Annotated in this window: 13 protein-coding genes; all 13 read left to right on the forward strand. The window is 45.3% G+C overall.

Annotated features, from left to right (window positions below):
• Positions 1–4: 4 nt before the first annotated feature.
• The 13 genes from HYN43_RS03460 to fucP all read left to right on the forward strand — a co-directional run bounded on the left by HYN43_RS03460 (position 5) and on the right by fucP (position 23616).
• Positions 5–832, forward strand: a complete 828-nt coding sequence (locus HYN43_RS03460) for an alpha/beta hydrolase (protein WP_119408131.1) — start codon at positions 5–7, stop codon at positions 830–832.
• Between the two features lie 310 nt (positions 833–1142).
• The gene (locus HYN43_RS03465) at positions 1143–2933 is read left to right on the forward strand and encodes a RagB/SusD family nutrient uptake outer membrane protein (RefSeq protein WP_119408132.1); all 1791 of its coding nucleotides are present in this window, start codon (positions 1143–1145) and stop codon (positions 2931–2933) included.
• Positions 2934–2960: 27 nt separating this feature from the next.
• Positions 2961–3401: a DUF5004 domain-containing protein gene (locus HYN43_RS03470; RefSeq protein ID WP_119408133.1), complete on the forward strand. Its 441-nt coding sequence runs from the start codon at positions 2961–2963 to the stop codon at positions 3399–3401.
• Positions 3402–3426: 25 nt separating this feature from the next.
• Complete coding sequence (locus HYN43_RS03475; RefSeq protein WP_119408134.1) at positions 3427–4467, forward strand: DUF4961 domain-containing protein; 1041 nt, start codon at positions 3427–3429, stop codon at positions 4465–4467.
• Positions 4468–4644: 177 nt separating this feature from the next.
• Positions 4645–7713: a SusC/RagA family TonB-linked outer membrane protein gene (locus tag HYN43_RS03480; RefSeq protein WP_162996299.1), complete on the forward strand. Its 3069-nt coding sequence runs from the start codon at positions 4645–4647 to the stop codon at positions 7711–7713.
• A gap of 24 nt (positions 7714–7737) precedes the next feature.
• Positions 7738–9507 carry a RagB/SusD family nutrient uptake outer membrane protein gene (locus tag HYN43_RS03485; RefSeq protein ID WP_119408136.1) on the forward strand — a complete coding sequence of 590 codons (1770 nt, stop codon included), beginning with the start codon at positions 7738–7740 and terminating at the stop codon, positions 9505–9507.
• Between the two features lie 33 nt (positions 9508–9540).
• Positions 9541–12669 (forward strand): SusC/RagA family TonB-linked outer membrane protein, encoded by a 3129-nt coding sequence (locus tag HYN43_RS03490; RefSeq protein WP_119408137.1) that lies wholly within the window; start codon positions 9541–9543, stop codon positions 12667–12669.
• A gap of 58 nt (positions 12670–12727) precedes the next feature.
• Complete coding sequence (locus HYN43_RS03495) at positions 12728–13894, forward strand: prolipoprotein diacylglyceryl transferase (RefSeq protein WP_119408138.1); 1167 nt, start codon at positions 12728–12730, stop codon at positions 13892–13894.
• Positions 13895–13924: 30 nt separating this feature from the next.
• Positions 13925–15127 carry a DUF4185 domain-containing protein gene (locus HYN43_RS03500; protein ID WP_119408139.1) on the forward strand — a complete coding sequence of 401 codons (1203 nt, stop codon included), beginning with the start codon at positions 13925–13927 and terminating at the stop codon, positions 15125–15127.
• A gap of 988 nt (positions 15128–16115) precedes the next feature.
• Entirely contained in the window at positions 16116–16778 is a 663-nt protein-coding gene (locus tag HYN43_RS03505) for an SGNH/GDSL hydrolase family protein (protein ID WP_119408140.1), read from the forward strand.
• Positions 16779–16882: 104 nt separating this feature from the next.
• Complete coding sequence (locus HYN43_RS03510; protein WP_119408141.1) at positions 16883–19165, forward strand: GH92 family glycosyl hydrolase; 2283 nt, start codon at positions 16883–16885, stop codon at positions 19163–19165.
• Between the two features lie 55 nt (positions 19166–19220).
• The gene (locus HYN43_RS03515; protein WP_119408142.1) at positions 19221–22142 is read left to right on the forward strand and encodes a discoidin domain-containing protein; all 2922 of its coding nucleotides are present in this window, start codon (positions 19221–19223) and stop codon (positions 22140–22142) included.
• A gap of 241 nt (positions 22143–22383) precedes the next feature.
• The gene (gene fucP, locus HYN43_RS03520; RefSeq protein WP_119408143.1) at positions 22384–23616 is read left to right on the forward strand and encodes an L-fucose:H+ symporter permease; all 1233 of its coding nucleotides are present in this window, start codon (positions 22384–22386) and stop codon (positions 23614–23616) included.
• Positions 23617–23685: the final 69 nt, after the last annotated feature.

The raw sequence follows: 23685 nt of genomic DNA on the forward strand, positions 1-23685 counted from the left end.
AGCTATGAATATCTTTAAAAAATTACTTTTTATAACCATTGTATTTTTTGCCGCCGCGGTAAAGGTTAACGCGGCTACTGTTGATACCGTGCTCACTCACAGTGCGGCAATGCGCAAGGATATTAAAGCGGTGGTTATCAAACCTGCCGACTATTCTGCCACAAAAAAATACCCGGTTTTATACCTGCTGCACGGTTTTAGCGGTAACTACAGCGATTGGATCCTGAAAGTGCCAGCTATCACCAAACTGGCCGATCAATACCACGTGATCATAGCCTGCGCCGATGGCAATTTTGCAGGCTGGTACTATGATAGCCCTATGAACAAGGATTGGCAGTACGAAACCTACGTAGGTACTGAGCTGGTTGGTTACATGGATAAACACTATTCAACCATAGCCAACAGAACAGGGCGGGCCATTACCGGCCTTAGCATGGGCGGCCATGGTGCCATGTATATCGGCTTTAAGCACCAGGATACTTTTGGCGCTGTGGGCAGCATGAGTGGGGTGGTAGATATCAGGCCCTTTGCGGATGCTTTTGGCATTGAGCAGGTGCTGGGCAAATACAACGAACACCCCGAAACCTGGGAAAAAAACAGCGTGATCAATATGATCTACCTGTTAAAGCCTAATTCATTGGCTATTACGTTTGATTGCGGGTATGATGATTTCACGTTCCAGGTTAACGTGGCTTTTCATGATCAGCTGCTGATGCGCAAAATTCCTCACGATTTTACTATCCGTCCGGGTTCGCATAACTGGGAATACTGGAGTAATTCGATTGTTTACCAGATGTTGTTTTTTAGCCGGTTCTTCACTAACGCAAAGTAGGGGATAGTGTTTTTAACTATTCCTTACCTCGCTTGTAATATAAAGCCCTGTTCTTAAATACTTTTTCAATTTTCGGGCTGATTTAATGCAAGAAAAATAAATTTTGAAAAAGTAAAGAAAAATTTTGCTAAATCGTTTTTATAATTTAAATTAGCAATCAGATTCAATATCTGTTATAAACCAATTAATACAAACACAGTTTTTCGAAGTAAATCAGCGATTGATTATCCTCTTTTTGCTAAATCGATTTTAAGATTTTTTAAAAATTGAGTTACTGTGTAAGCAATGCTATTGTAATTAAACCTATAATATGAGAAAACTTTACTTTCAAAATGTTTCTTTTTGGGTATGCGGGTTGTTGATGCTGGGCATAGCTTCCTGTAAAAAAGGAGGTTTCCTTGGTGCAACTTCCACAACCGACCTTACACAGGCAACTGTGTTTAAGGATAGCGCCCGTACAGCAGGTTTCCTGGCAAATATTTACTCAAACATCAATTACAGCGCCAGTCCCACGCGTTTTGTTTATGATCCCCTGGGTAAAGGCGTTATTTGCGGAGGTTTGGAAGCTGCTACCGACGAGGCCGAACCTTCGCACGCTTTTTCAACAACGGCCTCCGCGTTCGCAACCGGCACAGTAAACGCTGGTATTGTTGATGACGGACCGTACAGAACCTGCTACAACAATATCCGTTCGGTTAACCAGTTTCTGAAAAACCTGCCCATAACTCCAATCAAAGCCTCAAATAAAGCTTTAATGATTGCCGAAGCCCGTTTTTTGCGTGCCTGGTACTATGCCATATTGCTTAAGCATTATGGTGGTGTGCCAATGGTTGGTGATAGCATCATGACCTACGAAACGCCCATCAATGTAAAACGCAGTACATACGCTGATTGTGTAAATTACATCACATCCGAGTTGGACGCAGCCGGTGCTGTATTGCCCGTAACACAAACCGGGGCCGACTATGGTCGCGCGTCGCGGGGCGCTTGTCTGGCCTTGAAAGCTCGTGTGCTGTTGTACGCTGCCAGTCCGCTTTTTAATGGTACTACATTAATTGCCGATGCCGGTGGTAAAACAGATCCGGCACTGGTGGGTTACCCAACGGCCGATGCTAATCGCTGGAAGCTGGCTAAAGATGCCGCCGCTTCGGTTATCAGCTTAAATGCTTATACATTAAATACCGTTCCTCCGGCTAACGTTGATGCCTCTACGCCGGGCGCGGGTTTCCAGGGTTTGTTTCCGCAGCGCGTAAACTCCGAGTATATTTTTGAATTTATGAGGCCAGGTAACTCCGATCTGGAAAATCTTTTCCTGCCGCCATCAAGGGCAGGGGCAAATGGCGCTTTCCCTTACCAGGGACTGGTTGATGCCTTCCCCATGAAAAATGGCAAGCTGATAACCGACCCAACATCGGGCTACGACCCCAATAACCCCTACGCTAACCGCGATCCGCGTTTAGATTACAGCATCATTCATGATCAAACGGTTCTGTTGGTACGTTTAGGAAATGGTACTGTTGACGGCAGGGCTCCCGTTAATATATTTCTCGGCAGTTACAACGGTAATGTTACGGGCCAGGATGCCGTGCGCCAGGGTACCCCAACGGGCTATTATCGCAATAAAATGCTCGATCCCAACGCTATTGCCGCCACGCTGCAATCAAATAGCCAGCGCGTGTTGCCGCTTATCCGTTATGCCGAAGTGCTGCTAAATTATGCCGAGGCTGCTAACGAATTTGACGGCCCCACAAATGAGGTATATACCTCTATGAACATGATCAGGCAGCGGGCGGGCCTAAGCCCATCGGCCTTGCCTGCCGGTTTAAGCAAAGAAGAGATGCGTAAATACATCCAGAATGAAAGGCGTATTGAACTTGCTTTTGAAGAACACCGCTTTTGGGACGTAAGACGCTGGAAAATTGCCGGCGATACCGAAAATATCCAATCGCAGGGTATGGAGGTTAAGCGTACCAATACCACGGCTACCTTCACCAAGTTTAACGTAACCAAGCACAATTTCAGGGCGGCAATGTACTTATGGCCTTTCCCGCTTAGCGAAACTGGCAAATCTCCCACGTTGGTACAAAACCCCGGCTATTAATCACAAGTCATTTTTATTCAGGATAATATGAAAAGAATTTTTAAACAGAAACAGCATTTCCTGTTGTTAACGCTTATCGCGTTAATCTGGACATCGTGCAAGGTAGATAAGGTGCTTCCTGTAAACGAATCAGTTAAAGATATTTCGGGTAACTGGAAAGTGTTAAAAGCCAGCCGGAACGGTACCGATTTAACCACCTTGGTTGATTTTGGCCAGTTCAGGGTAAAGTTTGATGCGCAGGGCAATTACACACTGGTTAACCCGCTGCCATTTGTAGTGAACCAGGATGGCAATTATAAACTGGACGACCCGAACTATCCATTTAAAATAGCATTTACGCCAACCGGCGGCCAGGCGGTGGGCATTGTATTCAACTACCCCATTGTAGGAGGGGCAAGGCAGCTTAACCTTACGTTTAGCCCCGGCTGCAGCCTCAATACCTACACTTACACCTTAGTGAAAGAATAACTGATAAATACTTAAAAGCATATAAATGAGAACACGTTTACATATTAAAGGAAAATACTTGTGGAGCTCGTGCGCGCTTATTTTACTGGCATTGGTATTTAGCTTTTGTCATACTAAAATAACAGGCGTTACCGGTCCGGCCACTGCTACCGTTGGCCAAACCATTAACATTGGTGTTGATGTAGATGTTTCTACCAATTATTTTGGCAGCGATACCTACAGCGGCAACGTAATTATTGCCGTACTGCTACCTAAAGGCTGGAAAGGTAAAGATAACATGACCGCCACCTATACCAGCGGTAAAGGAAACGGCAACATGGTTTTTACCCCGGCCAGCGCTATCGCGCCAAACACCAACGGTTTAACCTGGGTGGCCGCGCTTAAAAACAAGTTTCAAATTGCAGGCAACCTTATTGATGATATGGAGTGGGTGATTATGCAAACCGATCAGCCGCTTAAATGGCAAAACGGCGATAAGTTTGTTGGTAATTGTGCTATCAAATTGAAGGTTGCTGCCGATGGTAACGCCACCAGCTTTAAACCCGCTTATGTAGTTGCACAAACGCTTGACGGTTTAAAAGATGATCCGGGCCTGGCAGATGGCGCGCCATGGGGCCCTGATGCGGTTTACTATAACCTGTACAAAGGCGATTGCTTTACAGTAACAGGCGGCACCGGTGATTTTATCGATTTCTGTAACCCGCAGTTAACCAGTATCGACCCACCAAAATCATTGGATAATGATTTTATTACCCTTACTTATAACAATACCATTACCAATACCGGCTTAGATAACCCGCAGGCAGTTTATTTATGCGCCACAGCCACCACCAGCGATGGCAAAACCTTAACAGTTTGCGAGCAAACGGAAAAAACTAAGCTAACCCAAACGGGGGCTAAAACCGGCTTATATAAACTTACGTTTTGGCCGCACCAGTTTTTTGGCGCTACGGCATCGCAAACCATTGTAAGCATGAGCTACTACATCACCAACCAGGCAGGTACCATTAAGGTTGGCTATGGTGGAACGTCTGATCCGTTCACTTTTAAGTTCAGGTGTACTTAATATAGTTATAGAATTATAAATATCTAAAATACAGGTTTTTGTATTCGTTTTTTGCTGATTGAAAAACGGATGCCCGGGCCCTTATTACGTTTATTCTGTTAACAACTTAAATCTGATTTTATGATTTATTGCTACTCAAAGAAATATCTGGCGGGAATTATCTTGATGCTGTCGTTGATGGCTAAAGTAAGCCCTGCCGCCGCCCAGGATACCACAGCGGTAAAAAAGCCCGCCCATCCCGGCTGGGTAAGCGGCGTGGTGCTCGACGAATATAGCCAACCTTTACCGGGTGTAACCATCACGGTTAAAGGCAAAACCGGCGGCTTTACCTCCGAACCAGGCGGTAAATTTGAAGTGGATGCCGCACCGGGTTCGCTGCTTGTTTTTACCTATCCTAACCACCTGGTAAAAGAAGTGCCGGTAAATGCCGGTAAAGAACTCGTGGTGAAACTGGAAGACTCGTACCTCAAAATCCCTCAAAAAATTGATGTGCTGTACGGTACAGCAAACAGAAACAATGTTTTAGGTTCGATATCGAGCATTTACACCAATCAGTTAACCACCACTCCGGCATCTTTATATGTTTATGCCCTGCCCGCGCAGCTGGCAGGTTTATATACCCAGCAGTACAGTGGTTTCACCTCCTTTAACTTAACCCCACTATCATCCGGTTCGGTTATCGGGCAAACGTTGGTGAACACCACCTCAAACAATAATGCCAGTTCAGATAACTCGGAGTTTGCCATCTCGGTTAGGGGGCAATCGCCAATTACCGTAATAGATGGGGTACAGCGCGAAATTTCATCCCTCGATCCTGAAAGCATCGAATCCATTTCGGTACTAAAAGATGGTTTATCAACCATTTTGCTGGGTATGAACAGCTCAAAACCGGTTGTGTTGGTTACTACCAAACGGGGTGAGGTTGGCAAGCCACGTATCACGTTTACGGCGGCAACCGGTATCCAGAAATCATTAGGCCTGCCTAAGCCATTACCGGCTTATGAGTACGCTTTTTTGCTGAATGAAAACCTTTTATCGGATGGCAAGATCGCCCTGTATAGTGGCGACGATTTCGCGGCATTTAAAAACCATACCGACCCATACCGCCACCCGGATGTAAACTGGTTTGAAACTATTTTGAATGATCACGCACCGATGAGCACCTACAAGCTGAACATTAACGGCGGTACTACGGTGGCCAGGTATTCAGTTTCGTTAGGCTACTTTAACCAGGGCGGTATTTTCAAAACGGCCGATGAGGTACCTTACAATACCAATACCAACCTGAGCCGTTATATCATCAACTCGGATGTTGGTGTACAGGTTACCAAAAACCTGAATATCGATCTGCAATTGTTCGGCCGTATCCAAACTACTACCGAGCCTGGTTCAAGTTATAACAATATCCTGTCTGATCTGTTCAATACGCCCAACTTTGCCTATCCGGCGCGTAATCCTGACGGATCATTTGGCGGTAACTCGGTTTATAAAAACAACCTGCTGGCGGCCGCGCAATATTCGGGCTATACCCAAAACAATGCCAACGACATTTTGGCCAATCTCGATTTAAATTATAACCTGAACAGCATAACCAAAGGGTTAACCGCTAAACTGAAAGGTAATTTATCGTACCAGTCAATCACCGCGCTTAACCGCAGCCTGGGCAACGCCGTTTATAGTTTTAATGCCGATAGCACTTACAGCGTATTTGGAGGTGCTACAGCGCAAAACAACAGCTTTGCCACCGTTTATACTTCAAGGCAATCATACGGCCAGGCATCGTTAAATTACGACAGGCAGTTTGGCAAACATAACGTAAGCGCCACGCTGATGTACGATACCAAATCGTTGATTACCAATTACGACCTTGCCGAGGTAGTGACCAACCTGGCTGCCAAAGCATCATACAACTACGATAATAAATACTTTATTGAGGCTGCGGTAACCCGCAGCGGCGATAACCGCTACATGCCCGGCCACCAATGGGGCACTTTTTATGCCGGAGGCCTTGGCTGGCAAATGGGTAATGAAGGGTTCATTAAAGATAATATCTCGTGGATAAACTCGTGGAAATGGCGTGGTACTTATGCCCGCACAGGTAATGGTAACATTGGTTCGCAGGCGCAATTGTACTATTCATACCTGCAAACTTATGGTACCAATGCCGCGGCGCAGGGCAGGTTTTTCCCGGTAGGTACAAACTATACCACCAACTATTACTGGTTTGATAACACTTTGGCTAACCCATACATTACCTGGGAGGGGGCCGATAAAATTGATGTAGGTGCCGACATCAGCATGTTTAATAACCATGTGATGTTAACTGCCGATTATTATCACGATAAATACTTTAACCAGTTGGGCACCCGCGGTAATACCATCGCGTTGTTGGGTATTCCATACACGCTCGAAAACATCCGGAAAAATCTGTACCAGGGTGCTGAGCTGTCGTTAACATACAAAAACAACATCAGCAATTTCAATTACTTTGTTACCGGCAATATCAACCTGCAAAAATCAAAAATACTGTACATGGACGAGCTGGCGACACCTTACTCATGGAACAGGCGTACAGGTTTGCCCGTAAACGGTACTTTTTATGGTTACACCGCCCTGGGCTTTTACCAAAACGCGCAGGATGCCGCTACAGCTCCGCACATTGCCGGTTATACACCACAACCCGGCGATATCAAGTATAAAGACCTTAACAGCGATGGCGTGATAGACCAGTTCGACCAATCAACCATCGGCGGCACCAAACCGCTAATATTTTACGGTTTAAACTTCGGCTTTAATTATAAGGGCTTAAGCTTTACCGTGATTTTGCAAGGTGTAAAAAACAGGCAGATCAACAGCCAAAACCCAGTGGTTGATCACTTTGGTATTGATGGTTTATTTGCCTCAACAACCAACCAGGTTTACGAAAACGCAACCGGCCGCTGGACACCGGAAACAGCTAACACGGCAACCTTACCCCGATTGGCTCAAACAGCATTCACCAATAACTCGGCTTTCTCCACCTTCTGGCTTAAATCGGGCGATTACTTCCGTGTAAAAAATGCCGAGATAGGTTATACGCTGCCTTACAACCTTACGCACAGGCTTCGCCTATCGGGCTTAAGGGTATTTGTGAACGGCGAAAACCTGGCTACCGTTGCAGGCTTTAAAGGAATGGATCCGGAGGTGATGCCATTTAATTATCCAATTCAAAGGGTATTTAATGCCGGTGTTAGTGTAAAACTTTAAGGGGGATTATTAAAGATGAAGACAATGAAAAATCAGATAAACAAAATGTTATTGATGACGATTGCCGGTACCGCGCTTTTTTGCGGATGCCGTAAATCTGAAACATTTCCGGTTGATAAAGTTACCAGTTACTTTGTTTTTAACCCGCTCGATTCGGCAGGCGCCGCGGCCCATGGTTACCTGTACCAGATTTATGCCATCGTAAAAAATGGCCACAACCGTGTAGGAGGCGATTACCTGGATGCAGCTTCAGACGATGCCGTATCGTCAAAATCAGGAACTGTACAGGTTAAGCAGATTGCAACCAACGCGGTTAACTCGTTCAATTTTCCATCAGGCGAAAATTTTTGGGAAGAACAAAATGCCACCGGGATCCCAAGCAATAGCGGTACGCCGTCATCGTACTGGGCAGGTATCCGCGCGGCAAACACTTTTATTACCAATATAGGCGTTGTGCCGGTAAAAGGCCAGTCGCCATCGGGTGTGCCTATGCGTTATGTATGGCAAAGTGAGGCCAGGTTTTTAAGAGCTTATTTTTATTTCGAATTGGTGAAACGTTATGGCGGTGTACCGTTATTGGGCGATAAGGTTTTTTCGCTTAATGATAACGTAGCCATACCCCGCAGTTCGTTTGGCGATTGTATTAAATATATTGTGAGCGAGTGCGATGCTATTAAGGATAGCCTGTTAACCTACCCGCTGCAACTGCCCGATGCCGATAATTACCGGCCTACCAAAGGCGCGGCTATGGCCTTAAAAGCCCGTGCGCTACTTTATGCTGCGAGTCCGTTATTTAACGGTGGTAATATTGATGCATCAAACCCGCTTTCGGGCTATACCGATTTCCAGGCCGACAGGTGGACTGCTGCTGCAAATGCCGCGCAGGATGTGATGAACCTGAACACTTACAAACTGGATAACAACTACCGTGATATATTTTTAAGCCAAAATAACAGCGAGCTGATCTGGATCCGCCCCGGATCGATCACCACAAGTGTTGAAGCGGCCAACGGCCCTGTAGGGTTCCCGGTAGGCGGCACGGGTAATACCAGCCCTACGCAGGAACTGGTTGACTCGTACCCGATGATTAATGGTTTGCCAATTAGCGATCCGGCTTCGGGCTATAACACAAATGACCCGTACGCTACTTTCACCACCCCAAAACGTGATCCGCGCTTAACAGCCAATATTTTTTACAACGGTTCTATGTGGTTAAACAGCATCGTGCAAACTTTTGAGGGCGGCCAAAGCAAGCCTAATTCCAATATCCAGCAAACCGTTACAGGTTATTATATGCACAAATTTATGGGCCTGTCTGAAAGTGGTACCTCGCTGGTGCAGCACCCTACCGATTGGGTGGCCTTTCGCTATGCCGATATATTGTTAAGTTTTGCTGAGGCCCGCAACGAGGTAGAAAGCAGCCCGCAGGCCGATGTTTACAAGCAATTGTACGATATCCGGGCAAGGGCAGGCATTGAGCCGGGAGCGGGCAATAATTATGGTTTAAAACCTAACATGACCAAAGACGAAATGCGTGCCGTTATCCAAAACGAATGGCGCATAGAGTTCGCCTTCGAAGAGCACCGCTTTTTTGATATCCGCCGCTGGAAAATTGCCGAAGCCGTAATGAACCAGCCGCGCACCGGTATCTCTATCGTAAAAACAAGCTCTACTTTAACTTTTAATCCTATAACGGTTTTAAGCACCGCCTTTGTTAAAAAGCAGTACCTGTACCCAATTCCTTACAACGAAGTGGCTAAAAACCCCAATATGAAACAAAATCCGGGTTGGTAATAACCTATACTTTAACTAATTAAACAAACAGTTATGAGAAAAATAATACTTTTCCTCCTGGTTATCATTACCATGCTCCCGGTTTTAGTTTATGGGCAGGGCAGGCTTATAACAGGTACGGTACGTGATGCAGGCGGCGTTTTGCCGGGTGCTACAATTACCGAAAAAGGAGTTGCCGGCAACGGGGCTATTGCTGATACCAAGGGCAGATTCAGGCTGGCGCTTAAAGGCTCATCCAATATAGTGATTGTGAAATTTGTGGGCTATCAAACACAGGAGGTACATATAGGCAATAAAACCGATATGGATGTTACGCTTGCCTCAAACAGCCAGGGTTTGGATGAGATTGTGGTAATTGGTTACGGCAAAACATCCCGTATTACCAGTACCGGTTCGGTAAGTACAGTTTCGGCGGCAGATATCCGTACCGTGCCTACGGCCAACGTGCAAAACGCGTTGAGCGGTAAGTTGCCGGGCTTCTTCTCGCAGCAATCATCAGGGCAACCGGGTAAAGACGCGTCCGACTTTTTTATCCGCGGTAAAAGCTCATTAAACAGTGATGGTAACAAACCGCTTATTATTGTTGATGATATTGAGTATACTTATGATCAGTTACAACAGATTAACGTAAACGAGATTGAAACCATTTCTATCCTTAAAGATGCTTCAACCACAGCTATTTACGGTATAAAGGGTGCCAACGGCGTATTGGTGGTAACTACCCGCCGTGGTAAAGCCGGTAAGCCACAGGTAAACCTGCGCAGCGAAACCGGTTTGCAATCACCTACCCGTACACCTAAATTTTTGGATGCTTATAACTCTGCATTGTTAATTAACAAGGCCCAGGCTAATGATGGTTTAACGCAGGAGTTTACCCAGCAGGATCTTGACCTGTTTAAAAACGGAAACGATCCTTACGGGCACCCCAATGTAGATTGGTATAACAAAATATTTTCAAAATTCACCAGCCAGGTAAATACCAACCTCGATATTTCGGGCGGTACCGACCAGTTGAAATACTTTGTATCGGGCGGTGCACTTATTCAGAATGGTTTGCTGCGCGAGTTTCCTGATCCGCGCGGACAGGTTAATAACGGCTACAATTTTAACCGCTATAACTTCCGCTCAAACCTCGATTTGAAGGCTAATAAAACCCTGAGCATGCGTTTGGATATCACTACCCGTTTCTCAAACCTGAACTCGCCAAACGAAAGCGCGGCAAGTGCATTATCTGAGATTTATGATTTTACCAAGCAGACTCCATTTACGGCACCATTCCTTAACCCTGATGGAAGCTACGCTTACGCTTACTCCAGGTTTAATACCGCACATTTGCCAACCTTAAACGCGCGTATAGCCACCGGTGGTTATCAAAACTCAAGGCGTACAGATTATAACGTGTTGTTCAACATCACGCAAAACCTGTCGGCCTTAACCGAAGGCTTATCGTTAACAGGCCGTATTGCCTACGCCAGTACCGAACAGTTTACAAGGGGTACCGGAAACTACGGCGAGATCCCATCGTACCACTACGATGCGGCTACCAAAACCACTACCAAAAACCCGACAGGCGATTACGTTTTCCCGAGCCAGTATTATTCGGGTAATACCAATATTTATACTACCAACGTAAACAGCCAGTTATTTGCTAATTACGACAGATCGTTTCATAAAAACCACGTTACCGGCTTGTTATTGTTTAATCAAACCGCGCAAACCTTTAGCGCCAATCCGTTTTTGGATCCTAAGGTGGTTGGTGTTCCGTCAAAATTCAGGGGCATCTCTATCAAAGGCGGATACGATTATGCCGGTAAATACCTCATTGATATCAACGCCGCTTATAACGGTACCGACAGGTTTGCGGCAAACCACCGTTTTGGCTGGTTCCCGGCGGTTGGTGTAGGGTATAACATCAGCAAGGAAAAATTCTTCCAGGATGCGCTGCCATTCATTGGCCTGGCCAAAATAAGAGGATCGTACGGTTTGGTTGGTTCGGATGTGGCTCCGGGCAACAAGTATATTTATGCCCAAAACTATTTACAGGGCGGGGGCTATAACTTTGGCGCATCATCTACGCCTATCAGTACTTATTATGAGGGTGCTTTACCAAATGCCAGCGTAGTGTGGGAAAAGCAACGCGAAATGGATATCGGTTTGGATTTGAACATGCTGAAGGATAACAGCCTCTCATTAACGGTAGATTATTTCCATAACATCCGCTACGATCAGCTCATCACGCCTAACAACATACCATTAACATTGGGTGTTGATTTACCGGCCATTAACCTGGGCCGTACACGTAACCAGGGCTTTGACGGGCAAATTGGTTACCACAGTAACATAGGTAACGTACAGTTTGGTACCAACCTGGTATTCTCGTATGCAAGAAACAAGATCTTGTTTATGAGCGAGGCTTCGCCTGCTTACCCATGGCTGGCCCGCACGGGTAAATCTATCGGTCAGCCTTTTGGTTACCAGAGTTTAGGGTATTACACCGCGGCAGATGTAGCGGCCATTAATGCTTACAAGGCCGAACACGGCAGCAACCAAAACAATAAACAAATTGCGGTACCTGCCAACGGAGAAGTAATTCAGCCCGGCGATTTGAAATATAAAGATTTAAACGGCGATGGTTTTATAGATATTTTTGATCAAACCGCTATCGGTAACCCTAACCTGCCAAATACAACTTTGGGTTTAAACCTGCAGGCAAGCTACAAAGGATTTAGCATCAGCGTGCTGTTCCAGGGATCGTTCAATTATAGCTTTATTGTAACCGGTACAGGTATCGAGCCGTTCCAAAGCCAGTTTCAGCCAATCCATCAGCAGGCCTGGACGCCTGAAAATGCGGCGAACGCGCAGTTCCCGCGTTTAACAACATCGGGTTCAACGGTTAACAGCCCGACTTTCTATCCGTCGAACTATTGGCTGATCAACGCCAAGTATGTACGTTTAAAAACGGTGGATATCGGTTACCAGTTCCCAACCAAAATGTTGCCATTGCACCTTAATAATGCCCGTATTTACCTAAGCGCGTACAACCTGTTTACCTGGAACAACTATAACAAATACCAGCAGGATCCTGAGATCACCAGTAACACCGCGGGTGACGCTTATATCAACCAGCGTGTAGTAAACGTAGGTTTGCAATTAGGATTTTAGTAATTTTAACCAAAGCATCCCGGCCCAACGCCGGGATGCTTTTACTAAAAACCGGGTTATGTTTCCAACGCTCTCCAGCCTTTTCGAATATCTTTTCCATATCCGGATCCCCGTTCCCATACAAACCTTCGGTTTTTTTGTAGCGCTTGCTTTTTTGCTTCCTTATTACGTTTTCAAATCTGAATTTAAGCGTAAGGAGGCTGATGGATTGATTTATGCTTTTAACGAAACAGAAGTAGTTGGCGCGCCTGCCTCATGGCTGGAGCTTTTGATAAACGGGCTATTAGGTTTTTTATTCGGGTTTAAGGTGATAGGGGCGTTTATCGAACGCTCAAAATTTGTGGCCGATCCGACCGGGTTTATTTTTTCTAAAGAAGGAAATTTGATAGCCGGGATAATCGGTTTGATAGTATTTGCCGCCTGGATTTATATCGACAGAAAAAAAACTCAGCTACCTAAGCCGGTAGTAGAAACTAAATTGGTACATCCCTATCAGTTAAACACTTACCTTGTGTTCATGCTGGCCTTTTTCGGTTTCATCGGTGCCAAATTATTCAATACCATTGAGCATTGGCAGGAGTTTATGTATCAACCCATGAAAGTGCTGTTCGCGTCCAATGGCTTTTCATTTTATGGGGGATTGATATTTGGCTCGGTAACCTACCTTTACATCTGCCACAAAAAAGGAATGAAACTGGTTCACCTGGCCGATATCGGTTCGCCGGGGATGATGCTGGCTTATGGCATCGGGCGGATTGGCTGCCAGTTATCCGGCGATGGCGATTGGGGTATAGTTAATTATCATCCTAAACCCGGTTATATACCCCAATGGATGTGGGCGTTTAATTATCCGCATAATGCTATCAATGCGGGCGTGCCTATACCGGGTTGTAACGGGTTTTACTGTAGTCAACTGGCACATGGGGTTTATCCAACACCGTTTTATGAAGCCGCGGTTTGTTTGTTGTTTTTTATGCTGATGTGGGTTTTCAGGAAGAAGATCACCATCCCCGGAGTTATGTTTTTTACCTACCTGGTGCTTAATGGCGGCGAACGCCTTTTGATGGAAATGATCCGTGTTAACCCCCGGTATAATATTTTAGGAATGATGTTTACGCAAGCAAGCTTAATCGGTTTATTGATGCTGTTAGGTGGGATAACCGGGTTTGCATTTATCATCAAAAACCGCAAAAACAACTTGCAAAGGCGGCACACAGTTGTGTAAATTACAAGGCCCAATTAATAAACTAAAACAATGAAAAAGTTTGCAGTAATCACTTTAATGTACTGCATTGTTGCTAACCTGCAAAGCAATGCCCAAACCAATCGAAAACCGGTTAACCTCACCGACCTCAACTTTACGGTAGAAGCCGCCCCAGATTGGAACAATTTTTTAAAACGCGACAACGGCTGGTTTGGCGGCGATGGCATTTACACTATCCCCCTAAACGGCATCGAAAATAAACAAGCCAACCCCGACGACCCCATCCTGTTTATTTTTAGCGATAGCATGATAGGCAAGATCGAGAACGGTACAATGGCCGATGGCTATAAAATGATCCATAACTCGGTAGCGCTGCTTAACGGAAATAAACCGGTTGCTGCAAAAATGCGGTTTAGCTGGGATACCGATAAAAAGGGAGCTGCCGAATCAACATTCATCCCACGTACCCCGCAAACGGATAGCACTGATTATTACTGGCTGGGCGATGGCTTTGTAAATCAGGAACTGGGTAATGCAGTTTATATTTTTGGTTACCGGGTGCGCAATGTGAGTACCGGGGCATTCGGGTTTAAAGAAGTAGGCAATACACTTATAAAAATCCCGGCCGGCTCACAGCCACCTTATCATGATTTGAAACAGATGGATACCCCATTTTATCTTACCGATAAAAAAGGCGATATAGGCTCATTTGGCGCAGGCATTTATGTAAATACAACAAAAGCCGGTGCACCAGCACCCGATGGCTACGTTTACGTTTATGGCGTACGCGGAATAGGCAAAAACGTAATGGTAGCCCGTGTATTACCCAAAGATTTTGAGCAGTTTGACAAATGGACTTTTTATGATGGTGCAAACTGGGTAAAAGACATGGGCGAGGTGGCGGATGTTACTGATAATGTATCTAACGAGCTAAGTTTAACCGCCCTGCCAGACGGTCGTTATGCGATGATTTTCCAGGTAGGAGGGATGAGCACCAATGTAGGTATGCGCATAGGTGCTACTCCTTATGGCCCTTTTGGTCCGGTTATTAAAGTTTGGGATTGCAGGCCGGATTTGGAAGAGAAAACTTTTTTGGTGTATAATGCTAAGGCTCATCCAAGCCTTTCTGCTCCTGGTGAGTTGCTGATTAGTTATAATATTAATTCGCTGGAGTTTATTGCTGATTTGAAGAAGCATCCTAATTTGTATAGGCCGAGGTTTATTAGGTTGAAGATTAACTCAAAGGGTAAATAGGCTATTGAGTGGCTTTTGAAGACGTGGGGGGGGATTTGAATAACTTGAGAGTTTTAGGCACGCAAAGACGCGAAGACGCAAAGGCTTTTAAGGGTGAATAGTTTGAGATTTTTAAGTACGCAAAGGGAGCGAAGGCGCAAAGGTTTTTAAGCGTGAAAAGTTCGAGATTTAAGGCACGCAAAGGCGCGAAGACGGAAAGGCTTTTAAGGGTGAATAGTTTGAGATTTTTAAGTACGCAAAGGGAGCGAAGGCGCAAAGGTTTTTAAGCGTGAAAAGTTCGAGATTTTAGGCACGCAAAGACGCGAAGACGGAAAGGCTTTTAAGGGTGAATAGTTTGAGATTTTTAAGTACGCAAAGGGAGCGAAGGCGCAAAGGTTTTTAAGCGTGAAAAGTTCGAGATTTAAGGCACGCAAAGGCGCGAAGACGCAAAGATTTTTTAAGGTTGAATAGTTTTAGATTTCTTAAGTACGCAAAGTAGCTAAGGCGCAAAGGGTTCTTGTGTCTAACCTCTTGCATCTTATGTCTAATTTCTTGCATCTTGTTTCTTGCTATCCTGAATCTTTTTCGCAGCTCTGTCAGCAGGAAGCTTCGGGTGAAAGCGGGCAGAACGATGGTGGCCTTGCGCGATGGAAGGGGCATAGCTACTTTTTGCAGAAGGGATGGGGAGAGCGAACGCAGCGGGGCAAAATTTAGCAGCCCGTGGTTCTGCCCGATTTGCAGGGCAAAGGCAAGCGAGGGGATAGCGCACGGTTAGCGGGCAAAGAAGCCTCCTGCTGACTTGACTTTTTGGGTACTTTTGTGTCAAAGACAAAAGTACCTGGCCCCGCCCGGCCAAGAGGGCGACGATGTAAGTTAAATAGGATCAAGGTTGTCGTGAAACCGAAAACCACAAAGCAAATTCTCCCGCAACAAAATAATTACCCATCAACATTTGCAAATTGGCAATAAACAATTATCTTCGCTAAATCAATTTAGCCAACCTGTTTAAATGAAAAAGTTTATACTGTTTGCAGGCATTATTATGCTGTGCAGTTTCCAACCTAAAAAGCCAACCAAAGTGGTGTTTTTTGGCGATTCGATTACCGAGTATGCCGTACAACCAGCCGGTTTCATCACCCTAATCCAACAACGTTTAAAAGCCGAGCATAAAGACAGCGATTACGAAGTTGCCGGAGCAGGCATTGGCGGAAACAAAATTTACGATCTGTATTTACGCTACGAGGACGATGTGCTAACCAAAAATCCCGATCAGGTAGTGATCTGGGTAGGGGTGAACGATGTTTGGCATAAACGCATGTTTGGCACCGGTACCGATTGGGATAAATTCGGCAAATTCTATACCGCGCTTATCAAAAAACTGCAGGCTAAAAATATTAAAGTAACCATCTGCACCCCTGCCAGTGTAGGCGAGAAAACCGATTATAGCAATGAACTGGATGGCGAGTTGAACCGCTACTCCAACATTATCCGCGATATTGCTAAACAAAACAACTGCGACCTGGTTGATTTCCGCACTTTATGCCATGATTATAATCTTAAAAATAACCCGACCAACAAAGCTGATGGTATCCTGACTAAAGATGGTGTACACCTGAATGACCAGGGTAACCAGTTTGTTGCCGATATTTTCTATAAAACCTTATTTAAATAAAATAAGGTTTTTAAATGTTATTTTGCTAAATCGATTTAATTAATATATTTGTACAGAAAGCTGACTCCCTTCTTTTATCAGCTGCTAACCAATTATAAACCAAAATGAGATCACGTTTACTCATCGGCGTAATCACGCTTTTATCTGCCAACACGCTTTTCGCCCAAACCGAAAGCCTGGTTAAATATGTGAACACCCGGCAGGGTACCAATACCAAATACGAGTTTAGCTACGGTAATACCTACCCGGCAACTGCGCTGCCCTTTGGCATGAATACCTGGACTGCCCAAACCGGTAAAAACGGAGACGGCTGGAAATATCAGTATTTTAAAGATACCATTCGTGGTTTTCAGCAATCGCACCAATGCAGTTCGTGGGTGAATGATTACGCCGTGTTTTCATTTATGCCGGTTACCGGGAAGTTAACCGTTAATGAAGATGAACGCGCAGCGGCTTTCAAACACGACAACGAAATAGCCCGACCGAGTTACTACAAAGTAAAGTTGAACAACAATATCACCACCGAAATGACCCCGACCGAAAGAGGGGCGCACCTACGCTTTACCTTCCCCAAAGGGCAAGCCTCGTACCTGGTGCTTGATGGTTACACCAAAGCAAGCATGGTGAAGATCATCCCGCAGGAGCGCAAGATCATCGGTTGGGTTAACAATTGCCGCTGGGCACCGCAGGGTTTTAAAAACTATTTTGTGATCACTTTTGATAAACCTTTTGCTGATTACGGTACCTGGGAAAACAAAAAGAACCAGCTCTCCGCCAAAAACCTAACTGGCGAGGGTGACGGGGTAGGCGCCTATCTTAAATTTAAAAATGGGGAAACGGTGCAGGTTAAAGTGGCATCGAGCTATATCAGTCCGGAACAAGCCGAAACCACCTTACAAGCAGAAATAGGCAAATACAAAAACTTTGATGATACCCGCAAGGCTGCCGATAAAGTTTGGAACACCCTGCTTGGCCGCATGAAAATTGAAGGCGCTACCGAAGATGAGAAAGCTACTTTTTACAGCTGCATGTACCACGCTAACCTATTCTCGCACCAGTTTTTTGAGTATAACAAAGAGGGTAAACCCTATTACTATAGCCCTTACGATGGTAAGCTGCACGACGGTTATATGTACACCGATAATGGCTTTTGGGATACCTTCCGTGCGCAGTTTCCTTTAAATACCATTATCCACCCCAAAATGCAGGGCCAGTATGTACAGGCTTTGTTAGATGCGCAGCAGCAATGCGGATGGCTGCCTTCATGGTCGTTCCCTTCGGAAACTGGCGGAATGTTGGGCAATCATGCTATCTCGTTGTTAACCGATGCGTGGGTTAAGGGCATCCATTCTTTCGACCCAAAACAAGCGCTCGAAGCTTATTATCATGAGGCTACCAACAAAGGTCCATGGGGTAGTGCCAACGGCCGCCCGGGATGGAAGGAATACTACGCTGATGGCTATGTGCCCTATACGCCGCAAACTTTAGGTTCAACCGCCTGGACATTGGAATTTGCTTATGATGATTTCTGCGGATATCAGCTTGCTAAACAAACCGGCAATGCCTTCTATCAAAATGTGTTTTCGAGGCAGATGTATAACTATAAAAACTTGTTCGACCCGAAAACCCGCTTTATGCGTGCTAAAGATGCTAAAGGCAATTGGATAGAACCTTTCGATCCGATGGATTGGGGAGGCCCATATACCGAGGGTAATGCCTGGCACTGGACCTGGTCGGTTTTTCAGGATACCCAAGGCCTCATTAACCTGATGGGTGGCGACAAAAACTTCACCGCTAAAATTGATTCTGTTTTCACCGAACCGGGTACCATCAAAGTTGGCGGCTACGGGCAGGTAATTCACGAGATGACCGAAATGGCCGAGTTTAAAATGGGCCAATACGCGCAGGGTAACGAGCCTATCCATCACCTGTTGTACATGTACAACTACGCCGGGCAGCCATGGAAAGCACAGCAACACTTGCGCGAGGTGATGGACAAAATGTACAATGCCGGCGAAAACGGTTATCCCGGCGATGAGGATGAAGGCCAAATGTCGTCATGGTATGTATTAAGCGCGGCTGGTATTTACAGTGTTTGCCCTGGTACTAATGAGTATGTAATAGGTAGTCCCGCATTTAAAAAGATGACCATCACGCTCGAGAACGGGAACAAATTTGTGATAGAGGCCAATAACAATAGCAAGCAAAACGTGTACATCCAATCGGCCACGTTGAACGGCAAGCCTTATACGCACAATTTTATCAAACACAGCGATATCATGGCCGGCGGCGTACTCCGTTTTGAAATGGGCGACAAGCCCAATACCACCCGCGGCCTTGCTGCCGAAGACAAACCGTTCTCACTATCAAAACCTATAGCAAACTAAACATTACGCAATAATGTCTTTCAAATTTTCTTGTTTTTTTAAAAGATCAGTATTCATGATCTGTGCTTTTGCCTGCACAAAAGTATCGGCACAGGAGGCTGTTTACCTCAACAGTTCCAACCCGCAAACCAGCTGGAAGGTAAAAGCCCAGGCCGAGGTTGGCGCGGATAGCGTTAATATTTACAAACCCCGGTACAATGATGCTAATTGGGTTAAAGGCGTGGTGCCGGGTACCGTTTTCAATGCCTACGTGGTAGCCGGATTGGAAAAAGACCCCAACTTTGGCGATAACATCTACAAGGTTGACAAAGCCAAATATGATCGTAACTTTTGGTATCGTACCGAGTTCAACATCCCCGCCAATTTTAACAAAGAAAAGATCTGGCTTAACTTTAAAGGCATTAACAAAAAGGCCGAGATATACCTGAACGGTAAACTATTAGGGATGCTTGATGGCTTTATGCAGCGTGGTAATTACGATGTTACCGCTTTGGTGAGCAGAAATACGCCTAATGTGTTGGCGGTGTTGGTTTACTGTCCGCATAATCCGTTGGTTAATTACGAGAGTCCAACTTATATCCCGTCTGCAAGCTGGGATTGGATGCCATATGTACCCGGACTAAACTCAGGTATTACTGATAAAGTTTACATGACAAATACAGGCAGTATCACCCTAAAAGATCCCTGGATCCGTACCGATTTGCCTACCAATGCGAGGGCGGATGTATCCATTGAGGTAGGGGTTAAGAACAGTACATCTAAATTTCAAACAGGGATGTTAACCGGAGTAATTCAACCGGGCAATATTGAGTTCTCGCAAAAAGTATTTGTGGGTGGTAACAGCACTGCCGAAGTAAAACTTGATAAAAAACGTTTCGAAGCCCTCGCCATCAGCAGCCCTAAACTATGGTGGCCAAACGGTTACGGCGAGCCAAATTTATATACCTGTAAACTCAGTCTTAAAATAGGCGATGAGGTATCGGATAGCCAAACTATCAAATTCGGCATTAAAAAATACAGTTATGATACTGTTGGTAATGTGCTGCATTTATCAGTAAATGGCACCCGCATATTTTTAAAAGGAGGCAACTGGGGCATGGCCGAGTATATGTTACGCTGTCGCGGCAACGAGTACGATACCAAGCTAAAGCTGCACCGCGAAATGAATTTCAACATCGTGCGTAACTGGATAGGTTCTACCACTGATGATGAATTTTACGAAGCCTGCGATAAATATGGGATGATGGTTTGGGATGATTTCTGGTTGAATTCGATACCTAATTTGCCCAACGATGTCAATAACTTTAACGTAAATGCCATCGAAAAAATCAAGCGTTTCCGCAACCACCCCTCCATTGCCATCTGGTGTGGGGATAATGAGGGTACACCCATGGCCCCGCTTAACGGCTGGCTGGCCGAAGATATCCGCAATTATGATGGCGGCGACAGGTATTATCAACCCAACTCGCACGCGGGTAACTTAACAGGCAGCGGTCCGTGGACAAATTTCGATCCGCGCTGGTATTTCAGCAGATATCCTAATGGCTTCGGTGGTTCGCCGGGTTGGGGTTTACGTAGCGAGATCGGTACGGCAGTATTTACTAATTACGATAGCTTTAAAAAGTTTATGCCAAAGGATAAAATGTGGCCTCGCAACGAGATGTGGAACCTGCATTTCTTTGGCCCATCGGCAGGTAATGCCGGGCCGGATAGGTACGATGATGGCATCAATAAACGTTATGGAACAGCCACCGGCATCCAGGATTATTGCCGCAAAGCCCAACTGCTCAACATCGAAACCAACAAAGCCATGTACGAGGGCTGGGAAGATAATATGTGGGAAGATGCATCGGGCATTATGACCTGGATGAGCCAGTCGGCCTACCCATCGCTGGTATGGCAAACTTATGATTACTACTATGATTTAACAGGGGCGTACTGGGGAGCTAAAAAAGCCTCCGAGCCGCTGCACATCCAATGGAACCCGGTAAACAATTCCGTAAAAGTGATCAATACTACAGGGCTTAATGTAAACGATTTGATTGCCGATGTACAGGTGTACAATACCGATGGCAAACCGGTTGCTGATTATCATCAAAGCAAACCAATAGATGCAATTGCCAATGCTGCTGTTAACTGTTTTACTATCAAATTTAAAGAAGAGCATACCAACCTCGCCCTTAATAAACCCACCGTGGCATCGTCATTTGAAAACATGGAAGCCGCCTTAGCTACCGATGGCAACAGCGGCAGCCGCTGGGCCAGCAGGCAAAATGATAATGAATGGATTTATGTCGATCTGGGCAGCGTGCAGACCGTAAATGGCGTAAAACTAAAATGGGAAGAAGCTTTCGGTAAAGCTTTCAAAATCCAGGTATCCAACGATGCCAAACAATGGCGTGATGTATATGATACCGAAGATGGACACACCGGCGTGCAGCAAATTACTTTTGATGAAACCAAAGCCCGTTATGTAAAAATGCAGGGCGTACGCCGAGGTTCGGGCTGGGGATATTCGCTGTGGGATTTTGAAGTGTACGGCGGCGAACCTAAAAGCAACGGCCTGAGTGATGTGCACTTTATCAAACTAAAACTGACCGATAAAACAGGCAAACTGATATCTGATAACTTTTACTGGCGGGGTAACAAACGCACCGATTTTACGGCTTTGAATAAGTTGCCGAAGGTTGACCTGAAGGTAAACTCAAAGATTAGTAAGGAAGGAGGGAAATATTACATTAATGCAACCATCACTAATCCGGCTTCATCACCATCGGTAGCGTTTGCCATCAGGGTGCAGGCGGTTAGGAAAAGCAACGGTGAGCAGATTTTACCTGCCTTAATGAATGATAACTATTTTTCACTGATGAGGGGCGAGGGTAGAAATATCAAAATTGAGTTTGATGCGGATGTGTTGGGGAATGATAGCCCGGTGTTGTTGGTGCAGCCTTATAATGATCCGGTGAAGGAGGAGTAAACGATATGTTTATGCTTCCAGTGATGTAGTATAAAAGCCGTCATTGCGAGGTACGAAGCAATCCCCAAGCAGTAGAGTGGCCATGCAAATCCGCCCTGTAAAGTCGGGGATTGCTTCGTACCTCGCAATGACGTGGTGTTTATCAAATATTTTCCTCCAAAAAATAAAACGATTTAGGCCTATGTATTTAAAAACATTTGCCCTAATTTACAGCGCCAATTAAACAAACTATTCCTGTATAATGAGTACCCAACCTAAATTTACCGAACGCCAGTACCTGGTGGTATTAGTATTTGTAACCTCACTTTTTTTAATGTGGGGCATCTCCATGACCCTTGGCGATTCGCTTAATAAACATTTTCAAAATGTGTTGCACATCTCCAAATCGCGCTCTGCTTATGTACAGTTGTCAATTTTTGGGGCTTACTTTTTTATGGGAATCCCTGCCGGTTTGTTCATGAAACGGTTTGGATATAAAAATGGAGTGCTGATGGGCCTGGCTCTTTATGCCGCCGGCGCTTTCCTGTTTGTACCGGCTGCCGACTCGGAATCGTTCACTTTTTTCAGGATAGCTTTATTTATACTGGCCTGCGGTATGGCTACTTTAGAAACGGTGGCACACCCCTTCGTAGCAGCCCTCGGCGATCAGCGCACCAGCGATCAGCGCATTAATTTTGCCCAGGCTTTCAATGGCGTGGGCGGTTTTATTGGTCCGCTGTTAGGTAGCGTGATATTGGCAAAGGGGCAGGAGCACTCTAACGATCTGGTGGCGGTTAAACACCTCTATATTATCATAGGCCTTGTAGTAGCGGCCGTGGCACTTTCTTTTTCGTTTATCAAAGTGCCGCCAATTTCTGATCCGCATGTTATTGATGACGATGCTTATGCAGTAGCAGGGGCCGAAAAAGCGGATGTGAAACTCTTTAAGCAAAAACACTTTTTGTTTGCCGTGATAGCCCAACTGTTTAATGTGGCTGCACAGGGCGGCACGTGGGCCTTTTTTATCAATTATGGCGCTGAGGTGGTACATATTTCCGATTCGAAGGCCGCATTGTTTTTTTCGGGAAGCATGGTGATGATGATGATTGGCCGGTTTGTAGGTACCGCTTTAATGCGCTTTATCAAGCCATATAAGTTGTTATCCATATTCGCGGCTGGTAATATCCTGATGTGTTTAATTGTAGCGCAGGGGCTGGGATGGGTGTCGTTCATCGCTTTGCTGTTTATCAATTTCTTTTTTAGTATTATGTTCCCAACTATATTTAGTTTGGGTTTGAAAGATCTGGGGCCGAAAACACAGCAAGGTTCATCATTCATTGTAATGGGGGTTGTTGGTGGTGGTTTGTTTCCGCTGGCGATGGGTTTAATAGCTAACCAGAGCGTGGCTCATGCTTATTATTTACCAATTATCTGCTACCTGGTTATATTTGCTTTCGGGTTTAGCTATCCTAAGTTGAATAAGAAGTCGGCATAAGGTGTAAAACGACGATTTTTTGTTTACTTAACCGATTTACTGTCAAAATAAATCGATTAACTGCACGGG

Source organism: Mucilaginibacter celer (assembly GCF_003576455.2).
GTDB lineage: Bacteria > Bacteroidota > Bacteroidia > Sphingobacteriales > Sphingobacteriaceae > Mucilaginibacter > Mucilaginibacter celer.